Genomic DNA, 14,001 nt, shown 5'->3' with positions numbered 1-14,001 from the left:
TACGCTCCCCAGAAAAGCTGGAGTAAAAGTCCGTAAGTCCGAAAACTCTCACTCGTCGGTCGGCGTCCCGGACAGATTGCCGTGGTCGTCGAAGCGTTTGGCGCGGAGGAACCGCGCCCGATATCGGTTCGCACCTTCGTAGACGTCGGCCTCCCGAATCTCCTCGGTTCGGCCCTCCGCGACAGTGTCGATTATCTCCTCGACCTGCTCTTTCTCGCTCGGCGTCAGTTCGAACTCGTACGTCTGCGACTCTTCGCGTTCGAGCGTCGTCCACTTGCGAGCGGCGGCGACGACGAGCGAACACGGCTCCCGACAGGGGAACACGCCGTCGCCGCGGTCGGCGTCGAGTTCGGTCTCCTCGTCGGCGTCCCACATCCGGCGCTTGAGACACTGCGAGTCGACGCAGCAGGACTCGGCAATCCACTCGACGGCTTCCTCGTCGAGTTCGTCGATGATGTCGTAGATTCCCGTCTGCCGGTCGGCCGTCTCGTGCCAGTGGGTCACGTCGAGGCGGCCCTCCTGTTCTCGGTACCAGTTCGGAATCGTCGCCGGATACACCGTGTCGACCGTCTCGACGAGCGCACGGCCGTCGAGGTCGGTGAACGCCCACCCGTCGGGGAGCGTCGGTGCGGTCTTCAGCGGCCGGTAGCGACCTCGCTCGTCGTAGGTGACGATGCTGCGGGCCTCCAGCGGGTCGGCGTACACGTCGAGCGACGAGAGGTCCGCGTCGGCGTCGGCGACGTGACGGAGATGGTAGCGACGCTCGCCGTGGTCGGCGACCGTGGCGGTGACGCAGAGTTGGCCCCACTCGCGGGTGACGCCGTCGGCGAGCGCCTCGTAGCGTTCGGGAACGCCGTGGTCGTCGGCGTTCTCCGCCCAGCGAAGGAACGCGCGGCGGGCGTTGCCGCCGTCACGCCGCGCGGTGTCGGATTCTGCGTTTGTCTCTGACTCTCCTCGGTCGCCGAGGCCGACTTCGCGTGTCCAGTAAAACCAGTTGGAGACGAACCACGGGTTCGACTCGGCTACGTCGCGGAACTCGGCTTCAGAGAGGCCGGTTCGCTCGGTGTGCGGCGTCTCGAAGTAGAAGCCGTCGTCGGCACGGCCTGCGTGTAGCCCGTCGAACGCGACGCCGTCGCTCGCGTCGACGGCGTCGAGGAGTGCGTCGAGTTGCCCGGCGTGCATCAGTCACCCGCCGCGGGCGTCCCCCGCGTTCGACGCCGGACGCGTTCGACGGCGTCACCGACGTCCGCACCTGCTTCGGCGGCGCGTTCGAGCACTACGTCGGCCATCAGCGCCTCGGTGCCGACTGCGCCGGCGTACCAGATGCGGTGGCCGTCGACTTCGGCGGGAACGTCGTAGCCCGTCCGGTAGTCGTCGGTCAGCCCCATGTCCTCGGGGATGTCCTCTTGGGTGTGGAACCCGTCGGCGATGAACAGCGGAACGACGACCACGTCCTCGCTCTCGAAGTAGTCGGTCACGTCGTCGACTTCGGGTTCCTCGTCCATGTACAGCGCCTGCACCTCGTCGAAGCGGTCCATCTCGCGGATGCGCTCGGCGTGGTACTCGATGGCTTTGGCGCTGTTTTCGTTGCGTTCGGTGCCGTGGCCGACGACGGCGAGGCCGAATCCGTCTCCGACATCCGGGTCGCCGGTCACCGACTCCGCGCGGCGGACGAGTACGTCGGTCATCGACTCGTGGGTGCCGACGGGGCCGCAGTAGTGGACCCACTGGTCGGTGTCGCTCGCGGTGAGCGTCGCGTGACTCGCGTTCAAGCCGTCGGAGTCCCACTCGGAGACGTCCCAGCCGTCGAGGCGAAGTTCGCGGGGGATAACCTGCTCGGTGAAGTAGCCCTCACTGATGAACATGGGGACGACGAACACCTCGTCGGATTCGACGGTTCTGAGTACCTCTCTGAGCGAGGGTTCTTCCTTCCAGAATCCGGTCTTCACCTCGTCGAACGCGCCGACGTCGCGGATGGTGTCCGCGTGGTCGTAGGTCGGGGCGCTCGAATCCGGGTTGAGGTGGGACCCGTGGGCCACGATGACCAGCGCTTGCATGTCTGAGGCTGGGGGCGCGACGCTCTTAGGGACTTCGGGTCCGGCAGGCGAAACCGATTCCGTGCGGGCGGTTTCCGTGCGGTTCTCTCGTCGTCCGGAGGGCCGATAGCCGGTGATCCGGAGAGCCAACAGCGGGGAAACGATGCGGAGGGGTCAGCGGGGAGACGGCGCGGAGGGGTCAGTGAGGGGTCGAGTCAGTCCGAGCGACCAGACCGGTCGGCGAGATTCAGGCGTCGATGCAGACGCCGGTGTGGGGGATGCAGATGTGACTGCGGTGACCCAGCGAGCGACGCGCGGCGAGCGCGCCAATCGTCGCCAGCGTCAGCACGCCGACGCTCGCCAGTGCCGTCAGCGTCGCCGTCGGATACGAGGCGACGACCATCGCAGCGAACGCCACGAGGAGGAAGACGAAGGTCTGTACCACCGATTCTGTCGTCGTCGGAAGCGGTTCGGTCGGTGTGTTCATCACAGTTAGACTGTGGGCTGCTGGCGGCATAAGGGTAATCTGAATGATATTTCTGTACGCGAAGTTACTGAAATCTCGTTCAGTCAGCGCCTCGAACTTCCCCGCGGATTTTTGTTCGCTCCCTGTGAGTCGCGGCCATGTCACTGGCCGCAGACGCCCGCGCAGCCGCCCGCGAGCGTCCGTTTCTGCTCACTGCGCTCCGCGCAGGTGTCGTCAACTACACCGCTGCCGCGTCACATCTCGATATCGACGGCGAGACAGATGCGATTGCTACCGCGCTCCGGCGATACGCCGAGGAGTTGCCGTCGCTGGAAGTCGAATCCAGAGAGGTTTGCGTGACGATGAACAGTGGGGTCGGCGTCGTCGACGACGCTGCTGAGTCGGACGAGGGGGCGCTGTTGACGCTCGGTGGACAGACAGTGGTTCCCGACGTGGGGTCACAGACGGCGATTCTGGCGACCGGCGAAGTCGACGCCGACGCGCTGACGGCTGTGTTAGGTCGGTTGCGGGCGGCAGAGATTTCGGTCGACGCGGCGGCGACGATGGACGGTTCGTTACTCGTGGTCGTCGAGCGTCGAGACGGCGTGGCCGCGCTTCAGGTCGTCGAGGCTGCGTTGGAGGCGGTTTCGGTCACGAGCGGCCTGTAGACGACCGCTCGCGATTCTGTGTACTGCGCACGGACCGGCAAGCGGCACAACGATTATTGAAACATAGTCAGACACTCCCATGGGGACGGATGGGAACATGAGCACGACGAGTGAAAGTACCGACAGCACGACGGAACAGCGAGGACAGTTCGACCTCGACAACATCCGAGAGCGGGCGGCCAGTCGAACCGAAGCAATCACCCAACGGCCGCTCGACAGCGTCCACACGGTCGAGTACGACGAGGACGCACAACGGTGGCGCACGCTCGTCGACGTAGTAGAGCGACGGTCAGTGCCGGATACGCAGGATATCTTGGGTGTGTACAGAATCGACTTCGACGACCGGGGGAACGCGGTGGCGTTCGAGCGACTCCAGCGCTACCGTCGTGGGGACCGGATTTCGTTTGTTCACTGAGAGGGGGTCGCCGGATGCGGGCGTCGCGGCGACGTGCGTGTCCACTATTTCTCGACGTGTAATCCAAAGTGCGAATCTTCAAAACCTATCTCACCGAGTCTGCGGCGTACAGAATCCCACGCGCCAGAAGGTAGCCACCGGCCGTACTGAGGCCGATGCCCGAGACGACGACGGGGAGAAGCAACGAGAGTGCGATAAGCCCGAACGAGAGCGCCAGCCCCGCGAAAATCAACATCCCGCTCAGCGACCGCAGCGGTTGCTCCAGCAGGTCGCCGAGGTACAAGCCGACGCCGAACCCGACTGCGGCGACGACGTACAGAAAGAAAATCACCACGAGTGGGGTTCCGACGATGCCGCCGAGCAGTTTCAGGTCGGCCGAGCGTCCGCGCAGTCCCCATCGGCGGAGCAGCAGCGTCCCGAGCAGCGACGCTAATACGGCGGGTAGAACGAGGACGAGAAGATGGTAGCTGGCCGGGAGGGAGGTGACGCTGAAGACCGAACCCATCGCTGCGACCACGAAGTCCCGGTCGGCGGTCCACGCGGGAACGACGATGTAGCCGAGAGTTCCGGAGATAGAGATAATCGTCCCTCCCACGACGCCGGTCAGAAGCGCCCGGTCACGAAGGGCCACCAGACGAGCGGACAGACTCATGTACCGTCTCTCGGCTGTGTGGTATTTGTTAGTCTTTCAATAATTACTGTTACAGCTACCGTACGGGTTCGGCCACGAGTGCGACGAAAACCAAACAGACGGGTCCGCTACGGTGTGAGAGACGCAGACGAATACGAGAGGGAGTTCTCAGCGAGGACTGCTGCGCGGCGAGTCGCGTTCGAGTTTTTCCGCCCATAGCACGAATCGTTCGAAGCCGACCATCACGACGAGAAAGACGACCGCGAACACGGCGGTTGCAACCAAGTCGAGCAGGCCGGTGAAGGCGACGACAGTAAAGATGTACGCCGCGAGCGCCGCGACGAGACCGGTGGTGAAGAATCTGAATCGAGAATCCATGACGGCCTATATCGTGCTCTCAGATAGTAACGATTCCGTGACACGAGAGTACCGATAGCACGGGTTTCCGGACACAGATGTGGCCGACGTCTGCAGTCGACTCGAAGACGTACACACGAGAACACACAGGTTGCGGGCCGCGACCAGTCCGCCACCCGCTCGCACAGTTCTGAAAGGCCTAAATCCCATCCCAAACAACCCTCGGGCAATGACGCTGTCCGTGACCAACACCCTGACGGGCGAACGCGAGGAGTTCGAACCGGGCGACCCCGACGACGTGCTGTTGTACGTCTGCGGGCTGACGGTCTCGGACGACGCCCACCTCGGCCACGCCCGCGTGTGGACCCACTCGGACGTGATGCACCGCTGGTTGGCCCACGAGGGCTACGGCGTCCGCCACGTCGAGAACTTCACCGACGTGAACGAGAAAATCGCCGCCCGCGCGGGTGAGGAAGGCCTCGGCGATACGGAGGAGGAAGTCGCCGAACAGTTCATGAGTTCAGTTATCGAGGATATGCGCGGCCTCAACCTCCTGCGCGCGGAGGTGTACCCGCGAGTTTCCGAACACGTCCCCGAAATCATCGACCTCATCGAAACGCTCGTGGAGAAGGGCTACGCCTACGAGTCGAACGGCTCAGTGTACTTCGACGTCACCGAGTTCCCCGACTACGGGAAGCTCTCGAACCAGAACATCGATGAGATGGAGGCGCAGGGCGAAGCCGACGAGCGAAGCGAGAAACGCCACCCCGCGGACTTCGCACTCTGGAAAGCCGACGGCGTCAGCGACGCCGCCCTCGCCGAACACCGAAAGGACGACCGACCCGTCGACGACGACGCCGACCACGGCGAGACGTGGGACTCGCCGTGGGGCGACGGCAGACCGGGCTGGCACATCGAGTGCTCGGCGATGTCGATAACGCATCTCGGCGAAACCCTCGATATCCACGTCGGCGGCCACGACCTCGTGTTCCCGCACCACGAGAACGAAATCGCCCAGAGCGAGGCGGCAACTGGACAGCAGTTCGCGCGCTACTGGCTCCATACTGGTCTTTTGGAGACCAAAGGCGAGAAGATGAGTTCGAGTCTGGGCAACTTCTTCACCGTTTCAGGTGCCTTAGAGGAGTTCGGCGTCGACGTCGTCCGGACGTTCTATCTCTCGACTGGCTACGGGTCGAAACAGACGTTCAGCGAGGAGGCGATGGCCGAAGCCGAGGAACGTTGGGAACGCCTCGAACGCGCCTACGAGACCGCCAGCGACCGCCTCGATTCGACCGAGGCGCGAACGAAAGTCGAAGACGAGGAACTGCGAGCCACCGTCGCCGAGACCCGCAAAGAGTTCACGCGGGCGATGAACGACGACTTCAACGTCCGCGAAGCGATGGCTGCCCTGCTCGAACTCGCCGCGGGCGTCAACCGCCACGTCGACGCCCACGACGAGTACGACTACCGAGGACTGCGCGAGGCGGTCGAGACGTTCGAGGACCTCGGCGGCAGCGTGTTCGGACTCTCCTTCGGCGAGGAAGCGGGTGGCGACGTGAGCCTCGCCGACGACGTGGTCGAACTCGTGCTGGAACTGCGCGAATCCGAGCGCGAAGCCGGGAACTACGAACGCGCCGACGACCTCAGAGACCGCCTCGAAGCGATGGGCGTCGAGGTCCAAGACGGCGACGACGGCCCGACGTTCCGGTACTGAGTCTCCGAACCGAGGCTCCGCCCTGCGAACCGGCACCTGCTTCGTCATTGTGACATGACAACATCCGACATGCTAATATCGACTGGAGCGCCTAACCTCCGGTAAGCGCTGTCGTCGTTGGTCGGCGTCGGCGCACCACCCCATGAAGTCAGACATCGACTACGAACAGTTGTACGAGGAGGTCATTCCTTCCGTCGTCTCGGTGTACGTCGCCGGCCGCGGGCCAGCGGGCGGTGCCGGGTCGGGGTTCGTCTACGACGACAGCCACGTCGTGACGAACGAACACGTCGTCCGCGGCGGCGACGGCGTCGAACTCCGGTTCAGCGACGGGCAGTGGCGCGAGGGCGACGTCGTTGGCGTCGACGCCTACACCGACCTCGCCGTCGTCCGCGTCGACGACCTCCCGGAGAACGCAGTACCGCTCCCGGTTGCGACGGAGAACCCCAAACCCGGCCGCCCCGTCGCGGCGCTCGGCAACCCGATGGGCCTCGACGGCTCCATCAGCGTCGGCATCGTCTCGGGGTCGAGTCGGTCGATGCCGACCTCCGGCGGGTTCGCCATCCCCGACGTGGTCCAGACGGACGCACCAATCAACCCCGGAAACAGCGGCGGGCCGCTCGTGGCGCTGAACGGTCGCAAAAATGGAGAACCGTCGTCCGAAACGTCGTACGAAGTCGTCGGCGTCAACCGAGCGAAACAGGGCGACAACATCGGATTCGCCGTCTCGCCGGCCATCGTCTCGCAGGTCGCCCCGGGACTCATCGAAGACGGGTCGTATCGGCACTCGTACCTGCGGACGCGGACGCTCGACGTGACGCCGACCGTCGCGCAGGCGAACCGCCTCGACGAACCGCGGGGCGTGCTCGTCGTCGACGTGGCTGCCGGACCGGCCGCCGGCGACGCGCTCCATGGGTCGCGCTACTCGCGGACCGTCCGCGGGCGCGAAGTTCCAGTCGGTGGTGACGTCATCGTGGGTATCAACGGCCACGCGGTCAACTCCCACGAGCAGCTGATGCACTACCTCATCACCGAGACACGGCCGAGCGAACCCGTCGAAATCGACGTGCTCCGCGAGGGCGAGGAGATGACGCTGGAGGTTGTCCTCGGCGAGCGACCGACGCCGGGCGGCAGACGCCCGCGACGACGCGGCGGCCGCGGCGAGCGCATCCCCATCGACTGAGCGGTTCAGTCGGCCAAAAATTCCATTCGTTTGGGAGCGAATCGATGGCCATGGGACACTGTCCTCACTGCGAATCCGAACAGCGAGAACTCGTCGAGAGCGACACCGACCTCCGGTTCACCGATGGCTCCGTCTGGGAGTGTTCGGACTGCGGCGCGATTTTGGGAGTCAGTCGAATCGGCGTCTGATTCTCGTCGCAGTGGCTGTTCTGACGCTAAGCTTTATGACCGAAGGCGGGGCCACGCCTCGGTATGTCCGACAACGAGATTCGGAACGCCGCGAAACGCGCAGGTTCAGTACTGATTGCAGCGCTCGCGTTCGTCGTGGGCTTCTGGTCCGAGCAGGCGCTCGGCGGTGACTCCGGCGACGACAGCGGCAGGAGCAGTGGAAAACGAATCGACAGTCTTGGCGGACTTCTCTGGCTCGTCGGCGTCTCTGCGTTCTGTCTCGTCGCGTCCGGTGGTCTGGGAGCGGGCGTCAACGTGCTGTTCTCGGGGTCGTTCTGGACGACGGCGCTTCCGGTGGTCGCACTCGTCGTCCTGTTCGGCCTTCTCAGCAAGTTCGTAAAACCACTGCTCCGCCTTCTCGCGTCGCTCGCACTCCGTTAGTCCGTCCGTGGGATGGCGTACGCGCCGGCGACGAAGAACACGACGGCGAGCGCAGCGACGACACCGAGGTTCGTAAGCACCGTCGGGTCAGTCAGGCCAGCGCCCTCGTACGTGAGCGCTCGCACGCCACGCGAGAAGTACGTCAGCGGCGAGAGATTGACGATGGGGCCGAACCAGTCGGGCAGGAGTTCGGGCGTGACGAACGTCTCCGAGAGGAACAGAAGCGGGAGCGCCACCGTGTTGCTCGCGGCGATGACGCCGTCTTGGGAGTCGGCGATGCTGCCGAGCACCGAGCCGAGGCCACAGAAGACCGTGACGCCGAGGACGACGAACGGAATCAAGAGCAGAATACCCGGCGAGAGCGGAATCTCCGCGCCCGTCACGAGCACCATCAGCGCGAGGATGAGCAGCGCCGCGAGACCGATGACGACGACGTTGACGAGCGTCTGCGCGAGCATCCACTCCGTGCGCGACAGCGGCGTCGTCGCCAGTTTCTCGAAACGGTTGCCCTCGCGGTGGCGGGCGATTTCGCTGCCGACGCGCGACAGTGGCGTAAACAGCACGACGGTGGCGAGATAGCCCGGGATGTAGTACGCCTGCGGTTCGGCGAACAGGCCGCCGCCGGTCGGTTGGGTCTGCACCAGCGCGCCGAAGATGAGCACGAGGATGACCGGGAAGAAGAACGTGAAGAACACGGCCGTCCGGCGGCGCAGAAAGGAGTTCCACGCCGCGCCGAACTCCGCGCTCACTCGGCCAGTGGCCGTCATCGGTCACCTCCGGAGCCGGCCGGCGCACCTGCGCCGAGCGTGTCGGTGTCGGTGTCGGTGTCGGTATCGGTGTCATCCGCGTCGTTCGCACCGTCTGCGGCGTCAGCCACGGCAGTCGTCGTCGGCCGCTCGGACACGCCGAACTCGTCACCGGTGAGGTGGAGGTAGACGTCTTCGAGGTCCGGTTGCTTCCACGTCAGCGCATCGTACTCGATACCCGCAGATTCGAGTGCGTCGACGGCGGGACCGATGTCGGTGGGCGCGACGTTTCGGAACAGTAGTTCGTCGCCGTCGACGATGAGGTCGAATCCACGGCTCGCGTCGGAAAGCGCCTCGGCGGCCGACTCGGGCGACCGCTCGGGTCGGACGACGAGTCGACTCTCGCCGCCGTATTCGGCGACGAGCGAGTCGGGCGTCCCGACGGCGACGAGTTTACCGTCGGCGAGCAGGCCGACGCGGTCCGAGAGTCGTTCGACCTCGGCCATCGAGTGACTCGTCAGAAACACGGTGGTCCCGCCCGCTGCGAGGCCTTCGATGAGCGACCACAGCGACCGGCGACCCGCGGGGTCGATGCCGGTCGTCGGTTCGTCCAAGAAGAGCACGTCGGGGTCGTTGACCAGCGAGACGCCGACGCAGACGCGGCGCTGCTGTCCGCCCGAGAGGTTCTCGTACCACGTGTCCGCGGCGTCGCTCAGTCCGACGTCGGCCAGCACGGCGTCGGGGTCGCGCGAGTCGTCGTAGAGGCCGCCGTAGTAGGCGACCAGTTCGCGGGCGGTGAGTCGTGCCGGCGGCGAGAACGACTGCGGGAGCAGACTCACCCGTTGCTCGTCGGCGTCCTCGGGGTCGCCGCCGAACACGCGAATCGTGCCCTCGGCACGGGTCGTCCCGGTGAGCGCGCGAACGAGCGTCGTCTTCCCCGCGCCGTTCGGGCCGATGAGGCCGAACACCTCCCCTGTGCCGACTGATAGCGAGACGCCGTCGACGGCGACGGTGTCGTCGTACTCCTTTCGCACGTCGTCGGCGACCAGTACCTCGTCCATGGTCGAACTCGGCGCGTTCCGGCCGTAAGGATTCCCCTTCGAGCGCGCGAGGTGGTTCGAGCGTCGAACGCGAGAGAGCGAAGACGAGTTTGCGAACGTGCGCGCTCAGTCGTCGTCGCCGGGTTCAGTCGTCGTCGCCTCAGCGCTGGCGTCGAGTGACGCGCTTTCCACACCGCCGAACGCGTCGATAGCGACGGTTCTCCCGCTCTCGGCGGCCTCGTACGACGCTTCGGTGAGCGCCGTCACACCGATTGCGTCCGTCGCCGGGATGACGAGTTCGGCGTCGCCGCGGATGGCGTCGACGAAGTTCTGGAGTTTCGCCTCGGTCAGTTCTTCGAACTGGGGTTCGTGGGCCTCTTCGACTTCGATTTCCCCGTTCGATTCGACGGTTAGGGTGTCGTCGCCGAGGCTGATTCGTCCCTCGGTCCCCCAGAAGTGCAGTCCCTCGCCGGGTGCGGGAGTGCTGCGGCCCGCGCCCGAGACGCCGACGCTCGCGGTCACTCGGTCGCCGTTTCGGTCGAGCGTCACCGCGAGTGCGCTGTTGACGTCGACGTCGTGGCCGCGGTTGTCGACGGCGGCGGCGACGGAGACGGGGTCGGTTCGGGTCGTCCACAGCAGCGCGTCGAGCAGGTGCGACCCGGAGTCGTACAACTGTCCGCCACCGGAGAGCGCCGGGTTACCCCGCCACTGCTCTTCGGCGAACGATATCCACACCTGTTCGAGGAAGCAGGCGGCCATATGCAGGTCGCCGATTGCACCCTCGTCGATGAGACGGCGAATCTTCTGGAAGCGCCAGTCGACGTGGCGTTGGTAGCCGACCGCGAGGACGAGTCCGGCCTCGTCGGCGCGCCGCTGGAGGTCGCGGGCGTGGTCGAGGTCGGTCACCATCGGCTTTTCGAGGTGGACGTGGACCCCCCGGTCGAGACAAGCGCGGGCTTGGTCGTAGTGGAGGGTGTGCGGCGTCACGATACAGGCGGCGTCGGCGTCCTCGGCGTCGAGCATCTCCTCGTACGACTCGTACGTCGGGATGTCGTGCTCCTCGGCGAAGGCCTCGCGGGCGTCGGGAGAGACGTCCGCGCCCGCGACGAGGTCCACCCCGTCGAGAGCGGCGAGCGTTCGAAGTTCGAGGCGGCCGAGGTCACCGAGTCCGATTCCTACGACGTTCACGGACGTAGAAGCGTGGGAGACAGTATCAATCCGTCGGCGCTTGTACCGCCGTGCGAACGACCTGATTTCGTCCGGAGACGTTGCCGCTCGTCGCTGGTCACTCGCCGCGTTTCCGGTACTCACAGCCTTTTGGCCGATGCCGCCGAGCAGTGCGTATGGAATACCGACAACTCGGGGCGACGGGAACGCGCGTCTCCTCTATCTGCTATGGGACGTGGCGGTTCGGCATGCAGAGCAGCGGGGAGTACGAAACCGACCGCGAGGAAGCCCACGAACTGCTCGACGCCTTCGAGGCCGGCGGCGGCAACTTCATCGACACGGCGAACGTCTACGGCGACCCCAACGGCACCAGCGAGGAGTGGATTGGCGATTGGCTGTCCGAGCGTGACCGAGAGGACTACGTTCTCGCCTCGAAGGTGTACTTCCCGTTCGACGGCGAGAATCCGAACGGACGAGGACTGTCGCGGACGCACATCAGAAACCAAATCGAGGGCACACTCGACAGACTCGGCACTGACTACCTCGACCTCTACTACATTCACCGCTGGGACGAGAACACCCCTATCGAGGAGACGATGCAGACGCTCAGCGGCCTCGTCGACGAAGGGAAAGTGAACTACCTCGGCGCGTCGACGATGGCGGCGTGGCAGTTGACGAAGGCGCTGTGGAAGTCCGACGTAAACGACTACGCGCGTTTCGACGTGACTCAGCCGATGTTCCACGCGGCCCAAACCGAAGTCGACGACTACCTCGACGTCTGTGCCGACCAAGATATCGCTGTCTGTCCGTACTCGCCGCTCGCGGGCGGGTTCCTCACGGGTAAGTACGAACGCGACGACGACGGCAGCGCCGTCGGCCCGGACGGGTCGCGCGCGAACCTCGTCGACTACTTCCAAGACGCCTACGTCTCCGACCACGGCTGGGAAGTGCTCAGCGCAATCGAGTCCGTCGCCGACGAAGTCGACGCCTCCGCCGCACAGGTCGCGCTTCGATGGCTGGTCGACCAGCGCGAGTTCGCCTGTATTCCCATCGTCGGCGCGCGCACCGTCGAGCAGATGGAGGAAAACCTCGGCGCAGTCGACGTGACGCTCTCCGAGGAGCAGTACGACCGCATCGCCGACGCGCGGACCGGCGACGAAGCCTAAAACTCCTACATCGCCGCCGACTCCACACTTTTCGTTTTCGCTCTCGAACCCACCGTATGGAGTACCGACAACTCGGGGCGACGGGGACGCGCGTCTCCTCGCTCTGTTACGGCACGTGGCGGTTCGGACGAAAGACGGACGGAACGAACGAGACCGAGCGCGACGAAGCGCACAGCTTACTCGACACCTTCGCCGAACGCGGTGGCAACTTCATCGACACGGCGAACGTCTACGGCGACCCCAACGGCACCAGCGAGGAGTGGATCGGCGATTGGCTGGCCGAACGCGACCGCGAGGACTTCGTCGTCGCCTCGAAAGTTTACTTCCCGTTCGACGAGGACAACCCGAACGGACGCGGCCTGTCGCGGACGCACATCAGAAACCAAATCGAGGGGACGCTCGATAGATTGGGAACCGACTATCTCGACCTCTACTACATCCACCGCTGGGACGACGACACGCCCATCGAGGAGACGATGCAGGCGCTCAACGGGTTGGTTGAGGACGGCCGCGTCAACTATCTGGGCGCGTCGACGATGGCGGCGTGGCAGTTGACGAAGGCGCTGTGGAAATCCGACGCCCACGACTACGCGCGCTTCGACGTGACGCAACCGCTGTTCCACGCCGGTTACTACGAGGACGTGAAAGGATATCTCGACGTTTGCGGTGACCAGGATATCGCCGTCTGTCCGTACTCACCGCTCGCGGGCGGATTCCTCACAGGAAAGTACGAACGTGCCGACGAGGACGACCCGCAGGCGGTGAAGGGGCCGGACGGGTCGCGCGCGAACATCGACGACCGCTTCGGCGACTACTACGTCTCCGAACGCGGGTGGAAGGTACTCGACGCGATTCGGGAGGTCGCCGACGAAGTCGACGCCTCGCCCGCGCAGGTCGCGCTCCGCTGGTTGATGCAGATACAGCAGTTCACCTGCGTCCCCATCGTCGGCGCGCGCACCCAAGAACAGCTAGAGGAGAACCTCAGCGCGGTCGATATCTCGCTGTCCGACGAGCAGCACGACCGGATTTTCGAGGCGAGATACGACGAGAGCGGCGACCTGTGGGGCCACTGAGCGAGAGAGGTCGAACATTCACGAGAATCCACGGGAACTCACGCGACGCCGGACGCCCGGAGCGTGTCGCAGACGACGTGGACGTAGAGAACGATGGCGGTGAACACGGCGACCGGAACGGAGACGAACGCGAGGCCGCCCACCAACACGCCGCCGATGAGCAGGTGCGTGAGTAGTCGTTCGACGGTGATGCTCACGTCGGGAAACACCAACTCTTGGTCGACAAAGGCGACGCGCAGGTCCGAGAGCGCGTCGGTCAGATGATGCCAGTCGCCGACTTTCAGGCGAGCGATGACGAAGTGGTCGAGGTCGACGAACACGCTCAAGAGGAGGCCGTAGACCCACAATCCCACCTGTTCGAGAAACGAGAATTCCGGCAGAAAAGCGACGGCGACGGCGCTCACGACGGCACCGACGGCGGCGTGTTCGAGCGATTTCATCTCGTCTCAGAGCGACCGGTCAGTTTCTGCACGCGGAAGTCAGGTCTCGCCAAGGTGCGCGCGAACGCCTTCAGTGATGGCGTCGAGGTCGTACTCGTCGCCTTCGTTCTTGTCGAACACTACCTCGTCGTCGGCGGTGACGCGAAGCACCCCGTGGTCGCCGGTGACGAGTGCGACGGAGTCGAGTTCCTGCCCGAACGTTTCGAGCAACTGATGCTGAATCTGTTCTGCCCGGTCGAGGTAGCCGCACGGAACGCAGTACTCGATATCGACGTGTGTCATGTGAAAGCGTTG

The 14,001-nt window shown here is 64.9% G+C and carries 18 protein-coding genes; 8 read left to right on the top strand and 10 right to left on the bottom strand.

Going from position 1 to position 14,001, the window contains the following annotated elements:
* Positions 1–48: 48 nt before the first annotated feature.
* The 3 genes from AUR64_RS08285 to AUR64_RS08275 form a co-directional block, all read right to left on the bottom strand.
* Positions 49–1,182: a DR2241 family protein gene (locus AUR64_RS08285; RefSeq protein ID WP_058581452.1), complete on the bottom strand. Its 1,134-nt coding sequence runs from the start codon at positions 1,180–1,182 to the stop codon at positions 49–51.
* Positions 1,182–2,057, bottom strand: a complete 876-nt coding sequence (locus AUR64_RS08280; protein WP_058581451.1) for a CbiX/SirB N-terminal domain-containing protein — start codon at positions 2,055–2,057, stop codon at positions 1,182–1,184. Before AUR64_RS08280 ends, AUR64_RS08285 begins: the two co-directional genes overlap by 1 nt.
* A gap of 226 nt (positions 2,058–2,283) precedes the next feature.
* A complete protein-coding gene (locus AUR64_RS08275) occupies positions 2,284–2,523 on the bottom strand; it encodes a hypothetical protein (protein WP_058581450.1) in 240 nt (79 codons plus the stop codon).
* Between the two features lie 137 nt (positions 2,524–2,660).
* Between AUR64_RS08275 and AUR64_RS08270 the strand changes: the two genes are divergently transcribed.
* A complete protein-coding gene (locus AUR64_RS08270) occupies positions 2,661–3,170 on the top strand; it encodes a DUF7523 family protein (protein WP_058581449.1) in 510 nt (169 codons plus the stop codon).
* 97 nt (positions 3,171–3,267) lie between these two features.
* Positions 3,268–3,585, top strand: a complete 318-nt coding sequence (gene gvpO, locus AUR64_RS08265) for a gas vesicle protein GvpO (RefSeq protein ID WP_162265531.1) — start codon at positions 3,268–3,270, stop codon at positions 3,583–3,585.
* Between the two features lie 85 nt (positions 3,586–3,670).
* Here the strand turns inward: gvpO and AUR64_RS08260 are convergent, their stop codons facing one another.
* Entirely contained in the window at positions 3,671–4,237 is a 567-nt protein-coding gene (locus AUR64_RS08260; RefSeq protein WP_058581447.1) for a hypothetical protein, read from the bottom strand.
* A gap of 147 nt (positions 4,238–4,384) precedes the next feature.
* Complete coding sequence (locus tag AUR64_RS08255; protein WP_058581446.1) at positions 4,385–4,594, bottom strand: hypothetical protein; 210 nt, start codon at positions 4,592–4,594, stop codon at positions 4,385–4,387.
* Positions 4,595–4,802: 208 nt separating this feature from the next.
* On the opposite strand from AUR64_RS08255, the gene cysS reads away from it, so the two are divergent.
* From cysS to AUR64_RS08240, 4 genes are all read left to right on the top strand, one after another.
* Positions 4,803–6,287, top strand: coding sequence for a cysteine--tRNA ligase (gene cysS, locus AUR64_RS08250; protein ID WP_058581445.1), 1,485 nt, complete (start codon positions 4,803–4,805; stop codon positions 6,285–6,287).
* A 142-nt stretch (positions 6,288–6,429) separates the two neighbouring features.
* Positions 6,430–7,467 (top strand): S1C family serine protease, encoded by a 1,038-nt coding sequence (locus AUR64_RS08245; RefSeq protein ID WP_058581444.1) that lies wholly within the window; start codon positions 6,430–6,432, stop codon positions 7,465–7,467.
* A 50-nt stretch (positions 7,468–7,517) separates the two neighbouring features.
* Entirely contained in the window at positions 7,518–7,655 is a 138-nt protein-coding gene (locus tag AUR64_RS20450) for a hypothetical protein (RefSeq protein ID WP_205628387.1), read from the top strand.
* Positions 7,656–7,718: 63 nt separating this feature from the next.
* Positions 7,719–8,075 (top strand): hypothetical protein, encoded by a 357-nt coding sequence (locus tag AUR64_RS08240; RefSeq protein ID WP_058581443.1) that lies wholly within the window; start codon positions 7,719–7,721, stop codon positions 8,073–8,075.
* Here AUR64_RS08240 and AUR64_RS08235 read toward each other — a convergent pair.
* The 3 genes from AUR64_RS08235 to AUR64_RS08225 all read right to left on the bottom strand — a co-directional run bounded on the left by AUR64_RS08235 (position 8,072) and on the right by AUR64_RS08225 (position 11,049).
* Positions 8,072–8,842 carry an ABC transporter permease gene (locus AUR64_RS08235; RefSeq protein ID WP_058581442.1) on the bottom strand — a complete coding sequence of 257 codons (771 nt, stop codon included), beginning with the start codon at positions 8,840–8,842 and terminating at the stop codon, positions 8,072–8,074. The genes AUR64_RS08240 and AUR64_RS08235 overlap by 4 nt on opposite strands.
* Positions 8,839–9,882, bottom strand: coding sequence for an ABC transporter ATP-binding protein (locus AUR64_RS08230; protein ID WP_082230661.1), 1,044 nt, complete (start codon positions 9,880–9,882; stop codon positions 8,839–8,841). Before AUR64_RS08230 ends, AUR64_RS08235 begins: the two co-directional genes overlap by 4 nt.
* 105 nt (positions 9,883–9,987) lie before the next feature.
* Entirely contained in the window at positions 9,988–11,049 is a 1,062-nt protein-coding gene (locus AUR64_RS08225) for a Gfo/Idh/MocA family protein (RefSeq protein WP_071391234.1), read from the bottom strand.
* Between the two features lie 155 nt (positions 11,050–11,204).
* Here AUR64_RS08225 and AUR64_RS08220 point away from each other — a divergent pair, with 155 nt between their 5' ends.
* Together AUR64_RS08220 and AUR64_RS08215 are read left to right on the top strand one after the other, a co-directional pair.
* The gene (locus AUR64_RS08220) at positions 11,205–12,194 is read left to right on the top strand and encodes an aldo/keto reductase (protein ID WP_205628386.1); all 990 of its coding nucleotides are present in this window, start codon (positions 11,205–11,207) and stop codon (positions 12,192–12,194) included.
* A 56-nt stretch (positions 12,195–12,250) separates the two neighbouring features.
* Positions 12,251–13,267 (top strand): aldo/keto reductase, encoded by a 1,017-nt coding sequence (locus AUR64_RS08215; RefSeq protein ID WP_058581440.1) that lies wholly within the window; start codon positions 12,251–12,253, stop codon positions 13,265–13,267.
* A gap of 38 nt (positions 13,268–13,305) precedes the next feature.
* On the opposite strand, the gene AUR64_RS08210 is transcribed toward AUR64_RS08215, so the two are convergent.
* Both AUR64_RS08210 and AUR64_RS08205 read right to left on the bottom strand, forming a co-directional pair.
* On the bottom strand, positions 13,306–13,707 hold the full coding sequence (locus AUR64_RS08210) for a hypothetical protein (protein ID WP_058581439.1): 402 nt from the start codon (positions 13,705–13,707) through the stop codon (positions 13,306–13,308).
* A 39-nt stretch (positions 13,708–13,746) separates the two neighbouring features.
* Entirely contained in the window at positions 13,747–13,989 is a 243-nt protein-coding gene (locus tag AUR64_RS08205; protein WP_058581438.1) for a SelT/SelW/SelH family protein, read from the bottom strand.
* Between the last annotated feature and the right edge of the window lie 12 nt (positions 13,990–14,001).

The sequence above is a fragment of the Haloprofundus marisrubri genome (genome assembly GCF_001469955.1).
Taxonomy (GTDB): Archaea; Halobacteriota; Halobacteria; order Halobacteriales; family Haloferacaceae; genus Haloprofundus; species Haloprofundus marisrubri.
This window is presented reverse-complemented; position numbering and strand designations above follow the sequence as displayed.

Coding starts and splice junctions, on each gene's coding strand:
- AUR64_RS08285 (WP_058581452.1), bottom strand. CDS start 1,182: ATGCACGCCGGGCAACTCGACGCACTCCTCGACGCCGTCGACGCGAGC.
- AUR64_RS08280 (WP_058581451.1), bottom strand. CDS start 2,057: ATGCAAGCGCTGGTCATCGTGGCCCACGGGTCCCACCTCAACCCGGAT.
- AUR64_RS08275 (WP_058581450.1), bottom strand. CDS start 2,523: ATGAACACACCGACCGAACCGCTTCCGACGACGACAGAATCGGTGGTA.
- AUR64_RS08270 (WP_058581449.1), top strand. CDS start 2,661: ATGTCACTGGCCGCAGACGCCCGCGCAGCCGCCCGCGAGCGTCCGTTT.
- gvpO (WP_162265531.1), top strand. CDS start 3,268: ATGAGCACGACGAGTGAAAGTACCGACAGCACGACGGAACAGCGAGGA.
- AUR64_RS08260 (WP_058581447.1), bottom strand. CDS start 4,237: ATGAGTCTGTCCGCTCGTCTGGTGGCCCTTCGTGACCGGGCGCTTCTG.
- AUR64_RS08255 (WP_058581446.1), bottom strand. CDS start 4,594: ATGGATTCTCGATTCAGATTCTTCACCACCGGTCTCGTCGCGGCGCTC.
- cysS (WP_058581445.1), top strand. CDS start 4,803: ATGACGCTGTCCGTGACCAACACCCTGACGGGCGAACGCGAGGAGTTC.
- AUR64_RS08245 (WP_058581444.1), top strand. CDS start 6,430: ATGAAGTCAGACATCGACTACGAACAGTTGTACGAGGAGGTCATTCCT.
- AUR64_RS20450 (WP_205628387.1), top strand. CDS start 7,518: ATGGGACACTGTCCTCACTGCGAATCCGAACAGCGAGAACTCGTCGAG.
- AUR64_RS08240 (WP_058581443.1), top strand. CDS start 7,719: ATGTCCGACAACGAGATTCGGAACGCCGCGAAACGCGCAGGTTCAGTA.
- AUR64_RS08235 (WP_058581442.1), bottom strand. CDS start 8,842: ATGACGGCCACTGGCCGAGTGAGCGCGGAGTTCGGCGCGGCGTGGAAC.
- AUR64_RS08230 (WP_082230661.1), bottom strand. CDS start 9,882: ATGGACGAGGTACTGGTCGCCGACGACGTGCGAAAGGAGTACGACGAC.
- AUR64_RS08220 (WP_205628386.1), top strand. CDS start 11,205: ATGGAATACCGACAACTCGGGGCGACGGGAACGCGCGTCTCCTCTATC.
- AUR64_RS08215 (WP_058581440.1), top strand. CDS start 12,251: ATGGAGTACCGACAACTCGGGGCGACGGGGACGCGCGTCTCCTCGCTC.
- AUR64_RS08210 (WP_058581439.1), bottom strand. CDS start 13,707: ATGAAATCGCTCGAACACGCCGCCGTCGGTGCCGTCGTGAGCGCCGTC.
- AUR64_RS08205 (WP_058581438.1), bottom strand. CDS start 13,989: ATGACACACGTCGATATCGAGTACTGCGTTCCGTGCGGCTACCTCGAC.